The organism is Pseudonocardia sp. Ae150A_Ps1 (assembly GCF_001932315.1).
Taxonomy (GTDB): domain Bacteria; phylum Actinomycetota; class Actinomycetes; order Mycobacteriales; family Pseudonocardiaceae; genus Pseudonocardia.
Window position 1 is genome coordinate 2,943,440 of the sequence record NZ_MCIJ01000001.1, and the last position, 19,162, is coordinate 2,962,601.

General features: G+C 72.7%; 14 protein-coding genes and 2 pseudogenes. 10 read left to right on the forward strand and 6 right to left on the reverse strand.

Annotated features, from left to right (window positions below; genetic code table 11):
- The first annotated feature begins 112 nt into the window (after nucleotides 1-112).
- The 7 genes from Ae150APs1_RS13630 (at nucleotide 113) to Ae150APs1_RS13660 (ending at nucleotide 9,865) form a co-directional block, all read left to right on the forward strand.
- Nucleotides 113-3,103 carry a ribonucleoside-diphosphate reductase subunit alpha gene (locus tag Ae150APs1_RS13630; RefSeq protein WP_083680116.1) on the forward strand — a complete coding sequence of 997 codons (2,991 nt, stop codon included), beginning with the start codon at nucleotides 113-115 and terminating at the stop codon, nucleotides 3,101-3,103.
- On the forward strand, nucleotides 3,100-4,176 hold the full coding sequence (locus tag Ae150APs1_RS13635; protein ID WP_075297913.1) for a ribonucleotide-diphosphate reductase subunit beta: 1,077 nt from the start codon (nucleotides 3,100-3,102) through the stop codon (nucleotides 4,174-4,176). Before Ae150APs1_RS13630 ends, Ae150APs1_RS13635 begins: the two co-directional genes overlap by 4 nt.
- 233 nt (nucleotides 4,177-4,409) lie before the next feature.
- Nucleotides 4,410-5,237, forward strand: a complete 828-nt coding sequence (locus Ae150APs1_RS13640) for an amidohydrolase family protein (protein WP_075297915.1) — start codon at nucleotides 4,410-4,412, stop codon at nucleotides 5,235-5,237.
- Between the two features lie 191 nt (nucleotides 5,238-5,428).
- A complete protein-coding gene (locus Ae150APs1_RS13645) occupies nucleotides 5,429-6,325 on the forward strand; it encodes a 3-hydroxybutyryl-CoA dehydrogenase (protein ID WP_075297917.1) in 897 nt (298 codons plus the stop codon).
- The gene (locus Ae150APs1_RS13650; RefSeq protein WP_075297919.1) at nucleotides 6,322-7,833 is read left to right on the forward strand and encodes an MmgE/PrpD family protein; all 1,512 of its coding nucleotides are present in this window, start codon (nucleotides 6,322-6,324) and stop codon (nucleotides 7,831-7,833) included. The genes Ae150APs1_RS13645 and Ae150APs1_RS13650 overlap by 4 nt, the downstream gene beginning before the upstream one ends.
- Nucleotides 7,833-8,741 carry a methylisocitrate lyase gene (gene prpB / locus Ae150APs1_RS13655; protein WP_075297921.1) on the forward strand — a complete coding sequence of 303 codons (909 nt, stop codon included), beginning with the start codon at nucleotides 7,833-7,835 and terminating at the stop codon, nucleotides 8,739-8,741. Before Ae150APs1_RS13650 ends, prpB begins: the two co-directional genes overlap by 1 nt.
- A complete protein-coding gene (locus tag Ae150APs1_RS13660) occupies nucleotides 8,738-9,865 on the forward strand; it encodes a bifunctional 2-methylcitrate synthase/citrate synthase (RefSeq protein WP_075297923.1) in 1,128 nt (375 codons plus the stop codon). The genes prpB and Ae150APs1_RS13660 overlap by 4 nt, the downstream gene beginning before the upstream one ends.
- Here the strand turns inward: Ae150APs1_RS13660 and Ae150APs1_RS13665 are convergent.
- The gene (locus Ae150APs1_RS13665; protein ID WP_249266331.1) at nucleotides 9,823-10,815 is read right to left on the reverse strand and encodes an LLM class flavin-dependent oxidoreductase; all 993 of its coding nucleotides are present in this window, start codon (nucleotides 10,813-10,815) and stop codon (nucleotides 9,823-9,825) included. The two genes, Ae150APs1_RS13660 and Ae150APs1_RS13665, sit on opposite strands and share 43 nt — an antisense overlap.
- Before the next feature lie 27 nt (nucleotides 10,816-10,842).
- Here Ae150APs1_RS13665 and Ae150APs1_RS13670 point away from each other — a divergent pair, with 27 nt between their 5' ends.
- The 3 genes and pseudogenes from Ae150APs1_RS13670 to Ae150APs1_RS13680 all read left to right on the forward strand — a co-directional run bounded on the left by Ae150APs1_RS13670 (nucleotide 10,843) and on the right by Ae150APs1_RS13680 (nucleotide 13,650).
- Nucleotides 10,843-11,832 (forward strand): ABC transporter substrate-binding protein, encoded by a 990-nt coding sequence (locus Ae150APs1_RS13670; RefSeq protein WP_075297927.1) that lies wholly within the window; start codon nucleotides 10,843-10,845, stop codon nucleotides 11,830-11,832.
- A 176-nt stretch (nucleotides 11,833-12,008) separates the two neighbouring features.
- A pseudogene (locus Ae150APs1_RS13675) lies at nucleotides 12,009-12,872 on the forward strand (iron ABC transporter permease); the annotation flags it as partial.
- 76 nt (nucleotides 12,873-12,948) lie between these two features.
- The gene (locus Ae150APs1_RS13680; protein WP_249266332.1) at nucleotides 12,949-13,650 is read left to right on the forward strand and encodes an ABC transporter ATP-binding protein; all 702 of its coding nucleotides are present in this window, start codon (nucleotides 12,949-12,951) and stop codon (nucleotides 13,648-13,650) included.
- Between the two features lie 15 nt (nucleotides 13,651-13,665).
- Here the strand turns inward: Ae150APs1_RS13680 and Ae150APs1_RS13685 are convergent, their stop codons facing one another.
- From Ae150APs1_RS13685 to Ae150APs1_RS13705, 5 genes and pseudogenes are all read right to left on the reverse strand, one after another.
- On the reverse strand, nucleotides 13,666-14,445 hold the full coding sequence (locus Ae150APs1_RS13685) for an enoyl-CoA hydratase (protein WP_075297931.1): 780 nt from the start codon (nucleotides 14,443-14,445) through the stop codon (nucleotides 13,666-13,668).
- A complete protein-coding gene (mmsB, locus tag Ae150APs1_RS13690; protein ID WP_075297933.1) occupies nucleotides 14,445-15,326 on the reverse strand; it encodes a 3-hydroxyisobutyrate dehydrogenase in 882 nt (293 codons plus the stop codon). Before mmsB ends, Ae150APs1_RS13685 begins: the two co-directional genes overlap by 1 nt.
- Nucleotides 15,323-16,393 (reverse strand): enoyl-CoA hydratase/isomerase family protein, encoded by a 1,071-nt coding sequence (locus Ae150APs1_RS13695; RefSeq protein ID WP_075297935.1) that lies wholly within the window; start codon nucleotides 16,391-16,393, stop codon nucleotides 15,323-15,325. The genes mmsB and Ae150APs1_RS13695 overlap by 4 nt, the downstream gene beginning before the upstream one ends.
- Entirely contained in the window at nucleotides 16,390-17,556 is a 1,167-nt protein-coding gene (locus Ae150APs1_RS13700) for an acyl-CoA dehydrogenase family protein (RefSeq protein ID WP_075297937.1), read from the reverse strand. The genes Ae150APs1_RS13695 and Ae150APs1_RS13700 overlap by 4 nt, the downstream gene beginning before the upstream one ends.
- Nucleotides 17,553-19,055, reverse strand: a pseudogene (locus Ae150APs1_RS13705) (CoA-acylating methylmalonate-semialdehyde dehydrogenase). The gene Ae150APs1_RS13700 and the pseudogene Ae150APs1_RS13705 overlap by 4 nt, the downstream one beginning before the upstream one ends.
- Nucleotides 19,056-19,162 lie beyond the last annotated feature (107 nt).

A 19,162-nucleotide genomic window follows, 5' to 3' on the forward strand; every position in this document is an offset into this window, starting at 1 on the left:
GGTGTGCGCTGCTCCGGGGCCTCGCGGGAGGGCGCCAGGGTGCGGCGCCCGGCGCCGTCTCCTCACCTCGCGCGCGGTCACGGACCGACGGCGACTCGCGAGGAGAGAGCCCGTGACCGCATCCACCGCTCCCCCTGCCTCACCGAACGGCATCGCACCGGCCGCGCTGCGCGTGATCCGGCGCGACGGTTCCGAGACGAGCTTCGACGCCTCGAAGATCTCGGTGGCGATGACCAAGGCGTTCCTGGCCGTCGAGGGCGGCGCCGGGGCGTCGTCGTCCCGGCTGCACCCGCTCGTCCAGGAGCTGACCGGCCAGGTCGTCGCGGCGCTGCACCGGCACCCGACGCCGGTCGTGCAGGTCGAGCAGATCCAGGACCAGGTCGAGCTCGCGCTCATGCGCGGCGAGCACCACAAGGTCGCCCGCTCCTACGTGCTCTACCGCGAGCAGCAGGCGCAGGCACGTGCGAGCGACCCCGACGCCGGCGGAGCGAGCACGACGATCCACGTCACCGGCCCGGACGGCACGCGGGCCCCGCTGGACCGCGGCCGGGTCGAGACCGTGCTGGCCGAGGCCCTCGACGGGATCGACGACGTCGAGGCCGCCCCCGTTCTGGCCGAGCTGGACCGCACGGTCTACGACGGCATCACCGCCGACGAGCTCTCGCAGGCCCTCGTCATGGCGGCCCGGACGCTCGTCGAGCGGGAGCCGGACTACTCGCTCGTCGCGTCGCGGCTGCTCATGGACCGGCTGCGCGCCGAGGCGGTCTCGCACCTGTCCGGCACCCGGGAGACCCCGGACCAGGCCACGATGGCCCGGGACTACGCGTCCTACACGAAGGACTACCTGCGGCACGCGATCGCGATCGGCCTGGTCGACGCCGAGCTGGCCACGTTCGACCTGGACCGCGTCACGGCGGCGCTGCACCCCGAGCGCGACCTGCAGATCGGCTTCCTCGGCCTCCAGACCCTGTACGACCGGTACTTCCTGCACGAGCACGGCACCCGGTTCGAGCTGCCCCAGGCGTTCTTCCTGCGGGTCGCGATGGGACTGGCCGTCCGCGAGGTCGACCGCGAGGCCCGCGCGATCGAGTTCTACGAGCTGCTGTCGAGCTTCGACTTCATGGCCTCCACCCCGACGCTGTTCAACTCCGGCACGACCCGGCCGCAGCTGTCGTCGTGCTTCCTCACCACCGTCGACGACGACCTCGACTCGATCTTCGGCGGCTACCGCAACAACGCGCTGCTCGCGAAGTACTCCGGCGGGCTGGGCAACGACTGGACCCCGGTCCGTGGTCTCGGCGCGCACATCCGCGGCACCAACGGTGTCTCGCAGGGCGTCGTGCCGTTCCTCAAGATCGCCGGGGACACCGCCGTCGCCGTCAACCAGGGCGGCAAGCGCAAGGGCGCGGCGTGCGCCTACCTGGAGACGTGGCACGCCGACATCGAGGAGTTCTTCGACCTCCGCAAGAACACCGGCGACGACCGCCGTCGCACCCACGACATGAACACCGCGAACTGGGTGCCCGACGAGTTCCTCCGCCGGGTGGAGGCCGACACCACGTGGACGCTGTTCTCCCCGGACGAGGTGCCGGACCTGCACGATCTCTACGGCCTCGAGTTCGCCGAGCGGTACCGCGCGTACGAGGCCGCCGCCGAGCGGGGCGAGCTGCGGGTGCACCGGACGGTCCGTGCGGTGGACCTGTGGCGGCGGATGCTGACCATGCTGTTCGAGACCGGACACCCGTGGGTCACGTTCAAGGACCCGTGCAACCTGCGCAGCCCGCAGCAGCACGCCGGCGTCGTGCACTCGTCGAACCTGTGCACGGAGATCACGCTCAACACCCGGGCCGGGCACGACGACGACCGGGGCGAGGTCGCCGTCTGCAACCTGGGTTCGGTCAACCTGGCCGCGCACGTGACGCGTGACGGGCTGGACGCGGACAAGCTGCGCCGCACGGTGACCACGGCGGTCCGGATGCTGGACAACGTCGTGGACATCAACTTCTACACGATCCCGGAGGCCCGCCGGTCCAACCTGCGCCACCGCCCGGTCGGCCTGGGGATGATGGGCTTCTCCGACGCGCTGTTCCTGCAGCGGATCGCGCCCGGCAGCGAGGCCGCGGTCGGGTTCGCCGACGTCAGCGCGGAGGTCCTGAGCTACCACGCGATCGCCGCGTCGTCGGACCTCGCGGCCGAGCGTGGTCGCTACGCGAGCTTCGAGGGCTCGCTGTGGAGCCGCGGCGTCCTGCCGATCGACTCGCTCGACCTGCTGGCCGACGCCCGCGGCGAGGGCGAGCTGGAGGTCGACCGGTCCTCCACACTGGACTGGGCGTCGCTGCGGGAGACCGTCCGCACCCAGGGGATGCGCAACTCCAACGTGCTCGCCATCGCCCCGACGGCGACGATCTCGAACATCTGCGGGGTCGGGCAGTCCATCGAGCCGATCCACCTCAACCTGTACGTGAAGTCCAACATGTCCGGCGACTTCACCGTGGTCAACCCGCACCTGGTCCGCGACCTCAAGGAGCGCGGCCTGTGGGACGAGGTGATGGTCTCGGACCTCAAGTACTTCGACGGCTCACTGGCCGAGATCGACCGGGTGCCCGGCGACCTCAAGGAGCTGTACGCGACGGCGTTCGAGATCGAGCCGCGGTGGCTGGTCGAGGCCGCGTCGCGGCGGCAGAAGTGGCTCGACCAGGCCCAGTCGCTGAACCTGTACCTGGCCGGGCCGAGCGGGCGGAAGCTCGACGAGCTGTACCGCCTCGCGTGGCGCTCCGGCCTCAAGACCACCTACTACCTGCGGACGCGGGCGGCGACGTCGGTGGAGAAGTCCACCCTCAAGGGCACCGACGGGCGGCTGACCGGGGTCCCGACCGGGACGTCCGGGCCTGCCGGGCCTGCGGCCTCGCCCGCCGCGACGGTCCCCGCCGTGCCGGTGCCCGGCACGGCCGCCACCCCTGGCCCGGCGGTGGTCCGGCCGGTGACGACCGGGGCGCCGTCCACCGGCCCGGCGGACTCCACCGCGACCGCGGAGATGGAGCTCGACCTCGATCCCGCCGCCGCCTGCTCGATCGACGACCCCGACTGCGAGGCCTGCCAGTGACCACCGTGGAGAACGACCCCGACACGACCGGCCTCGGCGAGATCGACCGCGGCGCGGCCCCGATCGACGCCGACGACAAGCGCATGATCAACGCGCGAGCGGACGTCAACCAGCTCCTGCCGCTGAAGTACCACTGGGCGTGGGACAAGTACCTGGCCGGCTGCTCGAACCACTGGATGCCAACCGAGGTCGCCATGCAGGCCGACATCGCGCTGTGGCGCAGCCGCGACGGACTGACCGACGACGAGCGCCTGATGCTCACCCGCAACCTGGGCTTCTTCGCCACGGCGGAGTCGCTGGTCGCGAACAACGTCGTGCTCGCCGTCTACCGGCACCTCACCAACCCGGAGTGCCGGCAGTACCTGCTGCGGCAGTCGTTCGAGGAGGCCGTGCACACGCACACCTTCCAGTACGTCTGCGAGTCGCTCGGGCTCGACGAGGGCGAGCTATTCAACGCCTACCGGCAGGTCCCGTCGATCACCGACAAGGACGCGTGGGCGCTGCGTTACACCCAGGCGCTGTCCGACCCGGACTTCTGCACCGGCACCCCGGAGAACGACCGGGCGTTCCTGCGCGACCTCGTCGCGTTCTACGTCGTGTTCGAGGGGATGTGGTTCTACACCGGGTTCGCGCAGATCCTCGCTCTGGGCCGCCGGAACAAGATGGTCGGCGTCGCCGAGCAGTACCAGTACATCCTGCGCGACGAGTCGATCCACCTGAACTTCGGCATCGACTGCATCAACCAGATCAAGATCGAGAATCCACACCTGTGGACGGCGGAGTTCGCCGCCGAGATCCGCGCGATGCTGCACGAGGCCTGCGAGCTGGAGGTCGCCTACGCCCGCGACACCATGCCGCGGGGGATGCTCGGGCTGACCGCCGAGTCGTGCGAGCAGTACCTGCGTTTCATCACCGACCGGCGGGCCGAGCAGATCGGCCTGGCGCCGCTGTTCGGCCAGGCCGACAACCCGTTCCCGTGGATGAGCGAGGCGATGGACCTGCGGAAGGAGAAGAACTTCTTCGAGACGCGGGTGACCGAGTACCGCACCGGCGGCTCCCTGGAGTGGGACTGACCCGCCGCCCCGCCGAGATGCGTCTCAGCGTCGTCGGACGATCTCCACCCGACGCTGGTCCGCATCTCGGCGCGGATCGTCCGGACCCGTACGGCGTGCCCGGGGCGGCGGCCCGGCCGGGACCGGTGGGCGGGCACCGGATGCGTCGGCGCGGTCAGATCGGTGTGAAGAGCATGTGACGGTCCGGGCCGCCCGCCCCCGGTGGGCGGCCCGGTCTGCTCAGACTGACCGGTGTGAACGCCCCGGTCCCGCACGACGCGCACCGCCACATCGGTGTCCTGCCCGCCTACCCGTTCTACGGCGGGCCCCCGGTGCACCCGGACGTCTCGGCCCGGGCGACGGTGGCCGAGCTCGGCCGGGACCTCGATGCCGAGGGCACCGAGCTCGCCGTCGTCATGCCGAACTACGGGGTGCCCGACCCGGCACCGTCGTTCGCCCTCAACCAGCTGTGTCTGGAGGCGGCCGCCGCTGACGACCGGGTCCGCGCCGGGATCTGGGTCTCGCCCCGCCCGCAGGACGCCGCGGGCACCGCCGACGCGCTGGCCCTGGCCGGCGAACCCGGCGTGCGGATCATCAAGACCAGCTTCCTGCTCGGCGGCAGCCCCACCGACCCGGCCTGCACCCCGCAGCTCGACGCGATCTTCGCGGCGGCCCGCGAGCACGACCTCACCGTGCACGTGCACACCTCGCCGGGCGGGAACTCCGACATCGACCAGGTGGGCGAGCTGGTCGAGCGCTACGCCGACGACGTCCGGCTGCACCTGGTGCACCTCGGCGGCGGGATGAGCGGGCACATCAAACTGGTCGGCGGCCGCTTCTTCGACTGGATCGAGCGCGGCAAGCAGGTCTACACCGACACCAGCTGGGCGATCGGGTTCGCCCCCCGCTGGCTCGCCGCGGAGATCGAGAAGCGGGGCCTCGGCGCGGACCGGGGGCTGTTCGCCTCCGACGAGCCGTGGGGGGACCGGGAGGGCGAGTACGCCCGGCTCGTCGCCGCGACAGGAGACGGCGAGCTGGCGCGAATGGTGTTGCGCGACAACGCTGAGCGCTTGTACGGCTGAGATCCGGGGAACCACCCCGGATGCGCAGGCGACGCCGGCCGGGCGGATCCGGTCGGTTCGTCCGGCCTTAGCAGACTTCGCAGGAACGCCGCGGAAGTACGCACGGATTCGCCGCCGTCGTGGTTCCCTCGCGCACCCCGCCGTCACAGGCGCAGGCTCACCGCCGTCGACATCGGCGGAGGGAGGGCCGGGTGCAGGGGATCGAACGGGTCGGCGTCGTCGGAGCAGGCGCGCTGGGCACTGCGGTCGCCGGCGCGTGCGTACGTGCCGACCGTGACGTGCTCCTGGTGGACCGGTCGCGTTCCGCAGCCGAGCACGGGCGGATGCGTCTGCTCGACCGGCTCGACCGCGACGTCCGCACCGGCAGGCTCTCCGACGCCGAGCGGGAGCGAGCGGCATGGCGGCTGCGCGTCACGACCGATCCCGGCGAGCTCACCGACCGCGAACTGGTGGTCGAAGCGGTGACCGAGGACGCGTCGGTGAAGCGCGACGTGCTCGGCACCGTGTCCGGTGTGGTCAAGACGGACGACGCGCTGATCGCGACGACCACGTCGTCGCTGCCCGTCACGCTGCTGGCCGGCGCCACCGATCGACCCGGTGCCGTGGTCGGCCTGCACTTCCTGCCGCCCGCACCGGTGCTGCCGCTGGTCGAGATCGTCCCGGCACTCGGCACCGAGCCGCGGACCGTGGACCGGGCCGAGCTGTTCGTCACCCACACCCTGCGGCGGCGGACCCTGCGGGTGCCGGACCGGGCGGGGTTCGTCGTCCACACCCTGATCGTGCCGTACCTGCTCGCGGCGATCCGGCTGGTCGAGGCCGGCACGGCGACCGCGGAGGACGTCGACGCGGCGATGCGTGTCGGCTGCGCGCATCCGACCGGCCCGCTGGAGCTCGCCGACCTCATCGGCCTCGACACACTCGCCCGGGTCGCCGACTCGATGCACGCCGAGCACTGCGAACCGCAGTTCGTCACGCCCGCGCTGCTGCGCCGGATGGTCGAGGCCGGCCGGCACGGCAGGCGGAGCGGACGCGGCTTCCACTCCTATCCCTCGAAGGCCTATCCGCTCCCGTACGAGGAGATCGCATGACAATCGAGCACAAGGTCCGGGTCCATCGCAGCGAGGAGGACCTCGCCCGCCCCGACCAGCTGGCCTGGAAGATCGCCGAGGTCGCGGCGGACCGGATCGCCCCGCCCGCCGAGGTCGCCGACATGGTCGTGAACCGGCTGGTCGACAACGCGGGCGTGGCCGTGGCCTCGCTCGACCGCAGGCCGGTCGTCGCCGCGCGGGCGCAGGCCCTGCGCCACGCCCCGGCCGCGGGCCGGGCCGGCTCCGTGGTGTTCGGGACCCGCGAGCGGGTCTCGCCCGAGTGGGCCGCGTGGGCGAACGGCGTCGCCGTGCGCGAGCTGGACTACCACGACACGTTCCTCGCCGCGGACTACTCCCACCCCGGCGACAACATTCCCCCGCTACTGGCCGTCGCCCAACACGTCGGCGCCGACGGTGCCGCTCTGACCCGTGCCGTCGCCGTGGCCTACGAGGTCCAGGTCGCCCTGGTGACCGGCATATGCCTGCACCAGCACAAGATCGACCACGTGGCGCACCTCGGCCCGTCGGTCGCCGCCGGGATCGGCGCGCTGCTCGACCTGCCGACCGAGATCACCTGGCAGGCGGTGCAGCAGGCCCTGCACACCACGACCGCGACCCGGCAGTCCCGCAAGGGCGAGATCTCGTCGTGGAAGGCCTTCGCACCCGCCTTCGCCGGCAAGGTCGCGATCGAGGCCGCGGACCGCGCCATGCTCGGCGAGGGCGCGCCGTCGCCGATCTACGAGGGCGAGGACGGGGTGATCGCGTGGCTGCTGGACGGTCCGGACGCCGGCTACACGGTGCCGCTGCCGGAGCGCGGTGAGGCACCCCGGGCGATCCTGCAGACCTACACCAAGGAGCACTCCGCGGAGTACCAGAGCCAGGCGCTGATCGACCTCGCCCGGCGTCTCGGGCCCCGCATCCGGGAGGCGGGCGGCCCGGAACAGGTCCGCAGCATCGTCATCCACACCAGCCACCACACGCACTACGTGGTCGGCTCCGGCTCGGGCGACCCGCAGAAGTACGACCCGAAGGCGTCGCGGGAGACCCTGGACCACTCGATCCCCTACATCGTCGCCGTGGCGCTGCTCGACGGCGGGTTCCACCACGAGCGGTCCTACCCGCCGCACCGCCCGACCGACGACGAGCTCGTCCGGCTCTGGCACGCGGTCTCCACCGTGGAGGATCCGGAGTGGACGCGCCGGTACCACTCGGCGGACCCGGCCGAGAAGGCGTGCGGCGGCCGGGTGGAGGTCTCCCTGGACGACGGCCGGACGCTCGTCGACGAGATCGCGGTCGCCGACGCGCACCCACTGGGCGCCCGCCCGTTCGGCCGCGACGAGTACCTGGGCAAGTTCCGCGACCTGGCCCGCGACCTGGTGGACCGGGTGGAGCAGGACCGGTTCCTCGACGCCGCGCTGCGGCTGCCCGAGCTCACCGCGGACGAGCTGGGCGAGCTGACGGTCGTCCCGACGGCGCTCGCCACCCATTCCGACCGCGGGGTCTTCTGATGCTCGGCACGACCACGACGGCGCACGAGCGGCGGGTCGCGCTGCGGGAGGCGCTGGCGAGCGGACGGCTGCTGCAGTTCCCGGGCGCGTTCAACGCGCTGTCCGCCCAGCTGATCGCCGAACAGGGCTTCGACGGCGTCTACGTCTCGGGCGCGATGCTCTCGGCGGAGCTCGGGCGGCCCGACGTCGGCCTGACCACCGCCACCGAGGTGGCCGGGCGGGCGGCCACCATCGCCCGCGCCACCGGCCTGCCCACGCTCGTCGATGCCGACACCGGCTGGGGCGGCCCGGCCAACGTGGCCCGGACGATCCAGACGTTCGAGGACGCCGGGGTCTCCGGCTGCCACCTCGAGGACCAGATCGACCAGAAGCGCTGCGGCCACCTGTCCGGCAAGGAACTCGTGTCCACCGACGACATGTGCACCCGGATCCGCGCCGCGGTCCGGGGCAGGCGCGACGAGGCGTTCGTCCTCTGTGCCCGGACCGACGCCCGCGCGGTGGAGGGCCTGGATGCGGCGATCGCCCGCGCGCGATCCTACGTCGAGGCCGGGGCGGACATGGTGTTCGCCGAGGCGCTGACCTCGCCGGACGAGTACGCCGCGTTCCGCGACGCGCTGGACGTCCCGCTGCTGGCGAACATGACCGAGTTCGGCAGGAGCCCGCTGCTGGACACCGTGACCCTCGAGAAGCTCGGCGTGAACGTCGTCATCTACCCGGTGACCCTGCTCCGGCTGGCCATGGGTGCCGCCGAGGCCGGCCTCGCCGAGATCCGCCGCACCGGGACCCAGGCCGGCGTGGTGGACCGCATGCAGACCCGGGCCCGGCTCTACGAGCTCATCCGCTACGACGCCTACGGCGAGTTCGACGCCACGCTCGCCGGCCACCTCGACGAGGAGGACCCCGCATGACCGTCACCGACGCACCTCCGCAGATCCACAAGGGCCTCGCCGGAGTCGTCGCCGACACGACGGCGATCTCCAAGGTGGACTCCGACACCAACTCGCTGCTCTACCGCGGTTACCCGGTGCAGGACCTGTGCGCGCGCGGGAGCTTCCTCGAGGTCGCGCACCTGCTCTGGCACGGCGAGCTGCCGGACGCCGCACAGCTGGCCGACCTCGACGCGCGGGAGAAGGCGCTGCGGCCGCTGCACCGCAGCCTGCAGTCGCTGCTGCTCGCCACGCCCGACAGCTGCCACCCGATGGACACCCTGCGCACCGCCGTGAGCTGGCTCGGGTCGGAGGACGCGCAGGAGGACGACGCCGGGGCCAACCAGGCCAAGTCGCTGCGGCTGCTCGCCGCACTGCCCACCGTCGTCGCACTCGACCAGCGCCGTCGCCGCGGGCTGGACCCGATCGCGCCGGACCCGGACCTGGGGTACGCGGCGAACTTCTTCCAGATGACCTTCGGCGAGCTCCCCGAGCCCGAGGTGGTCCGGGCGTTCGAGGTCTCGATGATCCTCTACGCCGAGCACAGCTTCAACGCCTCGACGTTCACCGCACGAGTGGTGACCTCGACGTTGTCGGACCTGTACAGCGCCGTCGTCGCGGGGATCGGTGCGCTGAAGGGCCCGCTGCACGGCGGGGCGAACGAGGCCGTCATGCACATGCTGGCCGAGATCGACGGCCCGGACGCCGCCGAGGCGTGGCTGGCCGACGCGCTGGCGAACAAGAAGAAGATCATGGGATCCGGGCACCGGGTGTACAAGCGCGGCGACTCCCGGGTGCCGACCCTGCAGACGGCGCTGGAGGAGGTCGTCGCGCTGCGTGGAGCCCAGGAGCTGCTCGGGACGCACTCGGCGCTGGCCGCCGCGATGCTGCGGGAGAAGGGCCTGCACCCGAATCTCGACTACCCGGCGGGCCCGCTCTACCACCTGATGGGGTTCGACATCCCGATGTTCACCCCGCTGTTCGTGATATCCCGGATCACCGGCTGGACCGCGCACATCACCGAGCAGCTCGCGGCGAACTCCCTCATCCGCCCGCTGGCGGCCTACGAGGGCTCGGCACGCCGCGAGGTCCCGGACCCCGGCTGACCAGCCGGTCCCCCACCGGCCGGGCCCGCCCGTCGATCACGGGCAGGTCCGGCCGGCACCGGCGGTACCCGGTCTGCCAGCGCGGCCGTGCGGCGCACCACGGGTTCCAGTTCGGCGAACGGCAGCCGGGCGGGCTGGACGTGGCACAGCAGGTCGGTCGCGTAGGGGAGGCACGGGTCGGCCGCCAGCCCGGCGGCCACCTCCTGCTCGGTCCCCGCGTACACGTTGCCCGCGCGCAGGTGCGCCGCCGGATCGCGGCCCCACCGTGCGACGTGCGGCGCGAGCAGGTCGTGTACGGCCACCCGGGACGCACCCGGCACGACGGGGCGGGAGAGCCCGACCCGCCGCCCGCCCAGCGCGCGGAAGCGGGCGAGCAACCGGGCGGAGCGGACGTCGTCGGGCCCGGACAGGCCGGACCGCCTGCCCGACAGCAGGCCCAGGCCGCGGGCCGCGGCCACCGCGACCCCGTCCTCGGACGACGTCGCAAGCCAGGTCCGCCCGCGCAGGCCCCGGACCGCTGGGACGACGTCCGCGCGGGCCAGCACGTCCAGCACCTCGGCGAGCCGGGCGTGCCGCTCCTCGGGCCGCACGCCGAACGCGTCCGCCGCCACCGCGTCGGATCCCGCACCGACGCCCAGCTCCAGGCGGCCACCGCTCAGCGCGTCCACCGTCGCGGCGTCCTCCGCCAGCCGTAGTGGCTGCTCGAGCGGCCCGACGACGACCGCGGTCCCCAGCCGGATCCGCCCGGTCCGGGCGGCGACGGCGGCCAGCACGACGAGCGGGGACGACGCGTGGCCCTGCTGTGCACCGAGATGGTGCTGGGCGATCCAGAACGAGCCGAAGCCCAGCTCCTCGGCGAGCACGGCCAGCCGGACGGTGTCGGACAGCTCGGCCGCAGAGTCCCGCGGGCCGGAAGCGTGGGTCAGGACACCCCAATTCACCCTCGACACCTGATCAATCTTTCATAGATTGTCCGGGTGATCCGATCCCGTCCGGCCCTCGTGGCCGTCGCCGTGTCCGCCGTGCTGCTGCTTGCCGGCTGCGGCTCCGCCGTGCAGGACGCCCCCGCGCCGGGAGGAGGGACGGCGGAGGGCTTCCCCGTCACCGACGACAACTGCGGTGTCACGACGACCTACACCGCCCCGCCGGCCCGTGCGGTCACCCTCACCTCGAACGCCACCGAGCTGATGCTCGAGCTGGGTCTGCAGGACGCGATGGTCGGCACGTCGTACCTGAAGAACCGGCCGATCGGCGAGAAGTACGCCGAGGCCTACGCCGGGGTCCCGGTGCTGGCGCCGGGCCAGCCGTCGCTGGAGCAGCTCGTCGCCGCCGAGCCGGACTTCGTCTACTCCGGATACCCGGACGGGTTCTCCGAGTCCAACGGCCACACCCGGCCGCGGCTGGCCGAGCTGGGGATCGACACCCACCTCAATCCCGAGTCGTGCCGCGAGGGCAGGTCCGGTTTCGAGGACCTGTTCGGCGAGATGGACCGGATCGGTGCGATCTTCGGCGTGCCCGACCGCGCGGCGGCGAGCGTCGGCGACCTGCGCGGACGACTGGACCGCGTGCGCGCGCAGCTGGGTGACGTGGAGCCGGTGCCGGTGTTCGTCTACAACAGCGGCGCCGACGCACCGCGGACCGCGGGCGGCAAGGCGATCCTCACCGAGATGATCGAACGGGCCGGCGGGCGCAACGTGTTCGACGACGTCGCCGAGCGCTGGCCCCAGGTGTCCTGGGAGCAGGTCGCGCAGCGGCGTCCCGCGGTGATCCTGATCTACGACTACCTCGAGCCCAGCGTCGAGTCGAAGATCGCCACGCTGCGGTCGACACTCGCGATCGCGGCGGTCCCAGCCCTCGCCACGGGTGCGTTCCCGACCGTCGCGCTGTCCGAGGCCCAGCCCGGCCCGCGGTCCGTCGACGCCGTGGAACAGCTGGCCCGGGACCTGCACCCCGACCGCTTCCGGTGACCCGGCGCGCCGAGCTCGTCGCCGTCCTGCGGCCCGACGGCGCCCTCCCGCGCGGCGCCGCCGCCGGTCCCGTCGCACGGGCCGCGGGACGGTACCCGCTGCCCCTGGTCGTCGCCGGGCTCGCGGTGCTGCTCGTCGCCGTCACCGGGGCGGCGCTCGCGACCGGATCGGTGGCGGTGCCGTGGTCGCAGACCTGGCGGATCCTCGCGCACCGCCTCGGCGGGACCGCCCTGGTCCCCGCCCCGGACTGGTCCCGTGCGCAGGACCTCATCGTCGCCGACACCCGGCTGCCCCGGGTCCTGCTGGCCGCCCTCGTCGGGGCGACACTCACGGTGGCCGGGATGGTCCTGCAGGCGGTGGTCCGCAACCCGCTCGCCGGTCCGAGCGTCATCGGGGTCTCCTCGGGCGCCGCGACCGGCGCCGTCGTCGTGATGCGGTTCGGGCTGCTCGGGGCCGGGGCGCTGACGCTCAACGTCGCGGCCTTCGCCGGGGCACTGGCGACGCTGGCCGTGGTCCTGACGATCGCCCGCTCGGCCGGCCGGATCACCGTGCTGCGGCTGATCCTCGGTGGTGTCGCGGTCGGGTCGGTGCTGTCCGCGCTGACCAGCCTGCTGGTGCTCACCGCACCCAGTCCCACCCTCGCCTCGCAGGTGCTGTTCTGGACCCTCGGCGGGTTCGGCGCGGCCCGCTGGGAGCTGCTGCTCGGCCCCGCGGTCGTCCTGGTCGCGGGCCTGGTGCTGCTGCTGGGACGGGCCCGCGAACTCGACCTGCTGCTCGCCGGTGACGAGAGCGCCGGGGCACTCGGCCTGGACGTGCACCGGTTCCGGCAGCTGATGTTCGTCGTGATCGCGGTGCTGGTGGGGGTGACCGTCGCGGTGAGCGGCGTGATCGGGTTCGTGGGGCTGATGCTTCCGCACGTCGTGCGCTTCATGGTCGGCGCCGGGCATCGCCGCGGGCTGCCGGTCGCGGTGCTGGTCGGCGCGGTGTTCACCGTGCTCGCCGATCTCGTGGCCCGCACGGTGATCAGCCCCGAGGAGATCCCGGTCGGGATCGTGACCGCGCTGGTCGGCGGACCGTTCTTCGTCTGGCTGCTACGCCGCGACGCTGGTCGACGGCGTGTCGCTCGAGGTGGGGGCCGGCGAGACGGTCGGGCTGCTCGGACCGAACGGCAGCGGCAAGTCCTCGCTGCTGCACACCGTCTACCGGGTCAACCGGCCCGCGTCCGGACGTGTGCTGGTCGACGGCACCGACGTCCAGGAGGGGCCCGCTCGACGGGTGGCCCGCCGGGTCGGTGTGGTGATGCAAGACGTGCCGACCGACTTCCCGCTGACGGTCCGCGAGATCGTCGCGATGGGCCGGTCCCCGCACAAGCGGGCGCTGCAGGCCGACGACCCGGTCGACCACGCCCTGGTCGGAGCGGCACTGGAGCTGCTCGACCTCACCCGGCTCGCCGGGCGCCGGCTCGCCACGCTGTCCGGCGGGGAACGCCAGCGGGCACTGGTGGCGCGGGCGCTGGTGGGACGGCCGTCGCTGCTGGTGATGGACGAGCCGACCAACCATCTCGACGTCCGGCACCAGCTCGCACTCCTGGAGCTGGTCGGTGAGCTGGGGCTGCCCACGCTCGTCGCGTTGCACGACCTGAACCTCGCCGCGCGGTACTGCGACCGGATCTGCCTGCTCGACGGCGGCCGGGCGGTGGCGACGGGGACGCCCGCCGAGGTGCTCACGCCGGAGCGGATCGGCGCCGTCTACGGCGTCACCGCGACCGTGCTGGAGCATCCGTCGGCCGACTGTCCCCTGGTCGTCCTCTCGCCGTGACCGGGGGCGCCCGGTTCAGCGGGCGCCGTAGTCCGGCGTGCGCTTCTCCAGGAACGCCGCCATCCCCTCCTTCTGGTCCGAAGTGGCGAACAAGGCGTGGAAGGTCCGGCGCTCGAACCGCACGCCCTCGGCCAGGCTGGACTCGAACGCGACGTCCACGGCCTCCTTGGCCGCCGCGGCCGCGGTGCGCGACATCCCGGCGATCGTCGCCGCGACCTCGACGGCGTGGGTGACCAGCTCGTCGGCGGGCACGATCCGGCTGACCAGCCCGGCGCGTTCCGCCTCCTCGACGTCCATCGTCCGGCCGGTCAGGCACAGGTCCATGGCCTTGGCCTTGCCGACGGCCCTGGTGAGCCGCTGGGACCCACCGATCCCGGGGATCACCCCGAGCTTGATCTCGGGCTGGCCGAACCGGGCCGTGTCGGCGGCGATCAGCAGATCGCACAGCATCGCCAGCTCGCAGCCGCCGCCGAGGGCGTGCCCGGCGACCGCGGCGATCAGCGGGGTGCGCAGGCCGGTGATCGCGTCCCAGCCGGCGAACAGGTCCCGGCGCACCACCTCGTCGTGGGTCAGGCCGGCCATCTCGGCGATGTCGGCGCCGGCGGCGAACGCCCGTTCCGAGCCGGTGATCACGACGGCGCCGACGGCCGGGTCGGCGTCGAACGTCCGGACCGCGGCGACGACGTCGTGCATGAGCTGTTCGTCGAGTGCGTTCAGCGCTTTCGGCCGATCGAGCCGGACCAGGCCCACGCCCGGCGCCGGGGTGTCGACGAGGATCGTCGTGTAGTCACTCATCAGCTGCCCTTCCGGATGTCGGTGATGATCGCCGAGAAGTCCCGGACGCGGTCGTCGCGGCCGGTGAACTCGCTGTAGCGCTCGGTCGCGCGCCTGCCCAGCGCGAGCTCGACACCGGCCTCCGCGGCCGCGGCCTCGGCGAGCCGGAGGTCCTTGAGCATCAGCTGGGCGGCGAACCCGCCGCTGAAGTCGCGGTTGGCGGGGCTGGCAGGAACGGGCCCGGGTACGGGGCAGTTCGTGGTCAGTGCCCAGCACTGCCCGGAGGAGGTGGAGGCGACGTCGTAGAGCGCCTGGGGGTCCAGCCCGAGTCGCTCGGCCAGCACGAACGCCTCCGAGACAGCGATCATGGACACACCCAGCACCATGTTGTTGCACATCTTCGCGACCTGCCCCGCTCCGGGGCCGCCACAGTGCACGGTGCGCTTGCCGAGCACGTCGAGTACCGGCCCGGCGGCGGCGAGGGCGTCCTGCTCGCCGCCGGCCATGAAGGTCAGCGTCCCGGCCTCGGCGCCGACCACCCCGCCCGAGACCGGGGCATCGACCGAGGGGTGCGACGAGGCGGCCGCCCGCTGGTGCGCGGCCCGGGACGAGGCGACGTCGATCGTCGAGCAGTCCACGAACAGCGCCGCCGCGGGTGCGACCGGGAGCAGCTGGTCCCAGGCGGCGAGGACGTGCTCCCCGGTGGGCAGCATCGTCAGCACCACCGCGGCGTCGGCGACGGCCGCCGGCCCGGAGACCGCGACCGACACACCGGCGGCGGCCGCGGCCTCCTGCGCCGCGGGCACCGGGTCGTAGCCCGTGACGTCGTGTCCGGCGGCGACGAGGTTGGCGGCCATCGGTCCGCCCATGTTGCCCAGCCCCACCACGGCGATCCTGCTCATCGGTCGTCCCCCAGTCCCAGCTCGGCGGTGTCGGTCAGCGGCGCGAAGTACGCCTGCACCAGGTCGTGGTCCACGTGTTCGAGCACCGCGGGCGCCCACCGCGGGGTGCGATCCTTGTCGACCACCTGCGCCCGGATGCCCTCCACCAGATCAGGGACTTCCAGACACCGCAGCGAAACTCGGAACTCCTGGTCCAGGGCCTGCTCGAGCGAGGTGAGGTCGCGGGCGCGGCGGATGCCGGCGAGCGCGACCTTCACGCACGTCGGGGACTTCTGCCCGATCGTCTTGGCGGTGTCCTCGGCGTCGGGCACTCCGGAGGCGGCGAGATCGGCGACGATCTCCTCGGCGGTCCCGGACGCGTAGCAGCGGTCGATCCACCACCGCGAGGGGCCCAGCGCCGGTTCCGGCTCGGGCTCGGCGAGCTCCTGGAGCAGGTGTCCGAGCAGTTCGGTCAGGTCGGGCCCGGTGGCGCGGACGTCGCCGAGGGCGGCGAGCAGGGCGGGGACCTTGTCGGTGGGCACGTACCAGTCGGCGAGCCCCATGGCCAGCGCGTCTCCGGCGCCGAGCGTGGTCCCGGTCAGCGCGGCGTGCAGCCCCAGCTGCCCGGACGCCCGGGCCAGCAGCCAGGTCCCGCCGACGTCGGGGACCAGGCCGATCCCGACCTCGGGCATGGCGATGCGGGTCCGCTCGGTGACGATCCGGTGGCTGGCGTGCCCGCTGAGCCCGACCCCGCCGCCCATGACGAGCCCGTCCATCACGGCGACGAACGGCTTGGGGTAACTCCCGATCAGGGCGTTGAGGTGGTACTCGTCGCGCCAGAACGCGCGGGTGGCTTCCCCACCGGTCTTCGCGTCGTCGTGGATGGCGCGGATGTCGCCGCCGGCACAGAGCCCGCGTTCCCCGGCCCCGGTCAGCACCACGGCGCCGACGGTGTCGTCGTCGATCCACTCCTGCAGCGCAGTGTGGATCTCGCGCACCATGTCGTGGGTGAGGGCGTTGATCGCCTCCGGCCGGTTCAGGACGATCCGGCCGATCCCGCCGGCCCGGTCGATGTCCACCTCGCTCATCGTTCCGCTCCCATCAGTCCGCGGGAGACGATCACGCGCATCACCTCGTTGGTGCCTTCGAGGATCCGGTGCACGCGCAGGTCCCGCACGATCTTCTCGATGCCGTACTCGGCGAGGTAGCCGTAGCCGCCGTGCAGCTGCAGGGCGGTGTCGGCGACCTCGTGGCCGGTGTCGGTGGCCAGCCGTTTGGCCATCGCGCACAGCCGGGTCGCGGCCGGTTCACCGGCGTCGGCGGCGCGGGCGGCGCGGTGCAGCAGCAGCCGGGCGGCTGCCAGCTCGGTGTAGGCGTCGGCGATGCGGAACCGCAGGCCTTGCTGCCGTGCCAGTGGCCCACCGAAGGCCTGCCGGTCCGTCAGGTGCGCCACGGCCTTGTCCAGTGCGGCGCGGGCTCCGCCGAGCGAGCAGGCGGCGATGTTGAGCCGCCCGCCGTCCAGCCCGCCCATGGCGATCCGGAAGCCGCCGCCGGTCTCGCCGAGCCGGTCGGTGTCGGGGACGCGGACATCGCGCAGGATCACCTGCCGGGTGGGCTGGGCGTTCCAGCCCATCTTGTCCTCGTTCGGGCCGAACTCCAGACCCGCGGCCCCCTTCGGCACGACGAAGGCGGTGATCCCGCCCGCGCCCGCTGCGCCGGTGCGGGCGAAGACGAGGTAACGATCGGAGGTGCCGGCCCCGGAGATGAACTGTTTGACACCGTCGAGCACCCAGCCCTCGCCGTCGCGCACGGCGGTGGTCCGCAGCGCGGCCGCGTCGGATCCGGCGTCGGGCTCGGTGAGGCAGTAGCTGCCGAGCTCGTCCATCGAGCACAGCGCGGGCAGCAGGCGTTCGCGCTGCTCGTCGGTACCGTGGCGGTCGATCATTCCGGCGACCATGTTGTGGATCGACAGGTAGCCCGCCAGCGACGGGCAGCCGGTCGCCAGGGCCTCGAACACCAGCACGGCGTCGAGCCGGGACAGTCCGGTGCCGCCATGCTCGTCGGCGACGTACAGCGCCGCCATACCCAGCTTCGCCGCCTCGCGCAGCACGTCGACCGGGAAGTGCTTGTCACGGTCCCAGTCGACCGCGTGCGGGGCGATCCGCTCGGTGGCGAACTCCTGCGCGGTGTCGACGAGTGCCTGCTGGATCTCGTCGAGCTCGGCCAGGTCGGACGTGTCGGCCGTGGTCATGACATCGTCGGGATCACGAAGGAGGCGCCGTCCTTGATCCCGGAGGGCCAGCGCGAGGTGACGGTCTTGGTGCGGGTGTAGAAGCGGAACGCGTCCGGGCCGTGCTGGTTGAGGTCGCCGAATCCGGACGCCTTCCAGCCGCCGAAGGTGTGGTAGGCGATCGGTACCGGGATCGGCACGTTCACCCCGACCATGCCGGTCTCCACCCGGGCGGCGAAGTCGCGGGCGGCGTCGCCGTCGCGGGTGAAGATCGCGACGCCGTTGCCGTACTCGTGCGCGTTCGCGATGCGCAGCGCCTCGCCGTAGTCGGCGGCACGGACCACCGACAGCACCGGGCCGAAGATCTCGGTGCGGTACAGGTCCATGTCGGTGGTGACGCGGTCGAACAACGTCCCACCGACGAACCAGCCACCCTCGCCGCCCTCGGGAGCGGCGACGCCGCGACCGTCGACGACCAGCTCGGCGCCCTCCGCCACGCCCGCGGTGATCGCTCCGGTCACCCGTTCCAGGGCGTCCGCGCCGACCAGTGGCCCGAGATCGGCGGTCTCCGAGTCGGAGCGGCCGATCTGCAGGCCGCGGGCTCGTTCGGCGAGCTTCGCGACCAGCCGGTCCGCGGTCTGCTCGCCGACCGGGACCGCGACCGAGATCGCCATGCACCGCTGGCCGGCCGAACCGAACGCCGCACCCGAGAGCGCGTCGGCAGCCTGGTCCAGATCCGCGTCCGGCAGCACCACCAGGTGGTTCTTGGCCCCGCCGAAGCACTGCGCACGTTTGCCGTGCGCCGTGGCCGTCGCATAGACGTGCTGCGCGATCGGAGTCGATCCGACGAACCCGACGGCAGCGACGTCCGGGTGGACCAGCAGCGCATCGACCGCCTCCCGGTCGCCGTGCAGCACGTTCAGCACGCCCGGCGGGAGCCCGGCCTCGGCGAACAGTTCCGCGATCCGCACCGGCACCGACGGGTCGCGCTCGGACGGCTTGAGGATCACTGCATTCCCGCACGCCAGTGCCGGCCCCGCCTTCCAGAGCGGGATCATCGCCGGGAAGTTGAACGGCGTGATCGCCGCGACCACACCGAGCGGCTGACGCATCGAGTACACGTCGATCCCCGGACCGGCATCGCTCGAGTACTCCCCCTTGAGCAGGTGCGGCGCACCGGCGGCGAACTCGACGACCTCCAGGCCACGTTGAACGTCCCCGCGCGCGTCGGGCAGCGTCTTGCCGTGCTCGGCGGACAGCAGCGCCGCCAGCTCGTCGAGGTGAGCGTCCGCGAGCTGCAGGAAGCGCAGCAACACCCGCGCCCGGCGCTACGGGTTCCACGACGCCCACTCCCGTTGCGCCTGCACGGCCACTCGCACGACCTCGTCCACGTCGGCTGCGGAGGCGAGCCGGACCTGGGAACGAACGGTTCCGCGATTCGGATCGGAGACATCGGAGAACCGCGTCGACGTACCGCGCCACTGTTTTCCTGAAACGAGATGATCGATTACCTCGGGCATGGGTCTCCCTGCTCGACGACGACGAAACAGTCTCCGATCGGCATGGTGCGGCGTGACCGAGTATCGCCCGACCGGCGTCAACGACCATAAAGTCGGACGTCCATCTA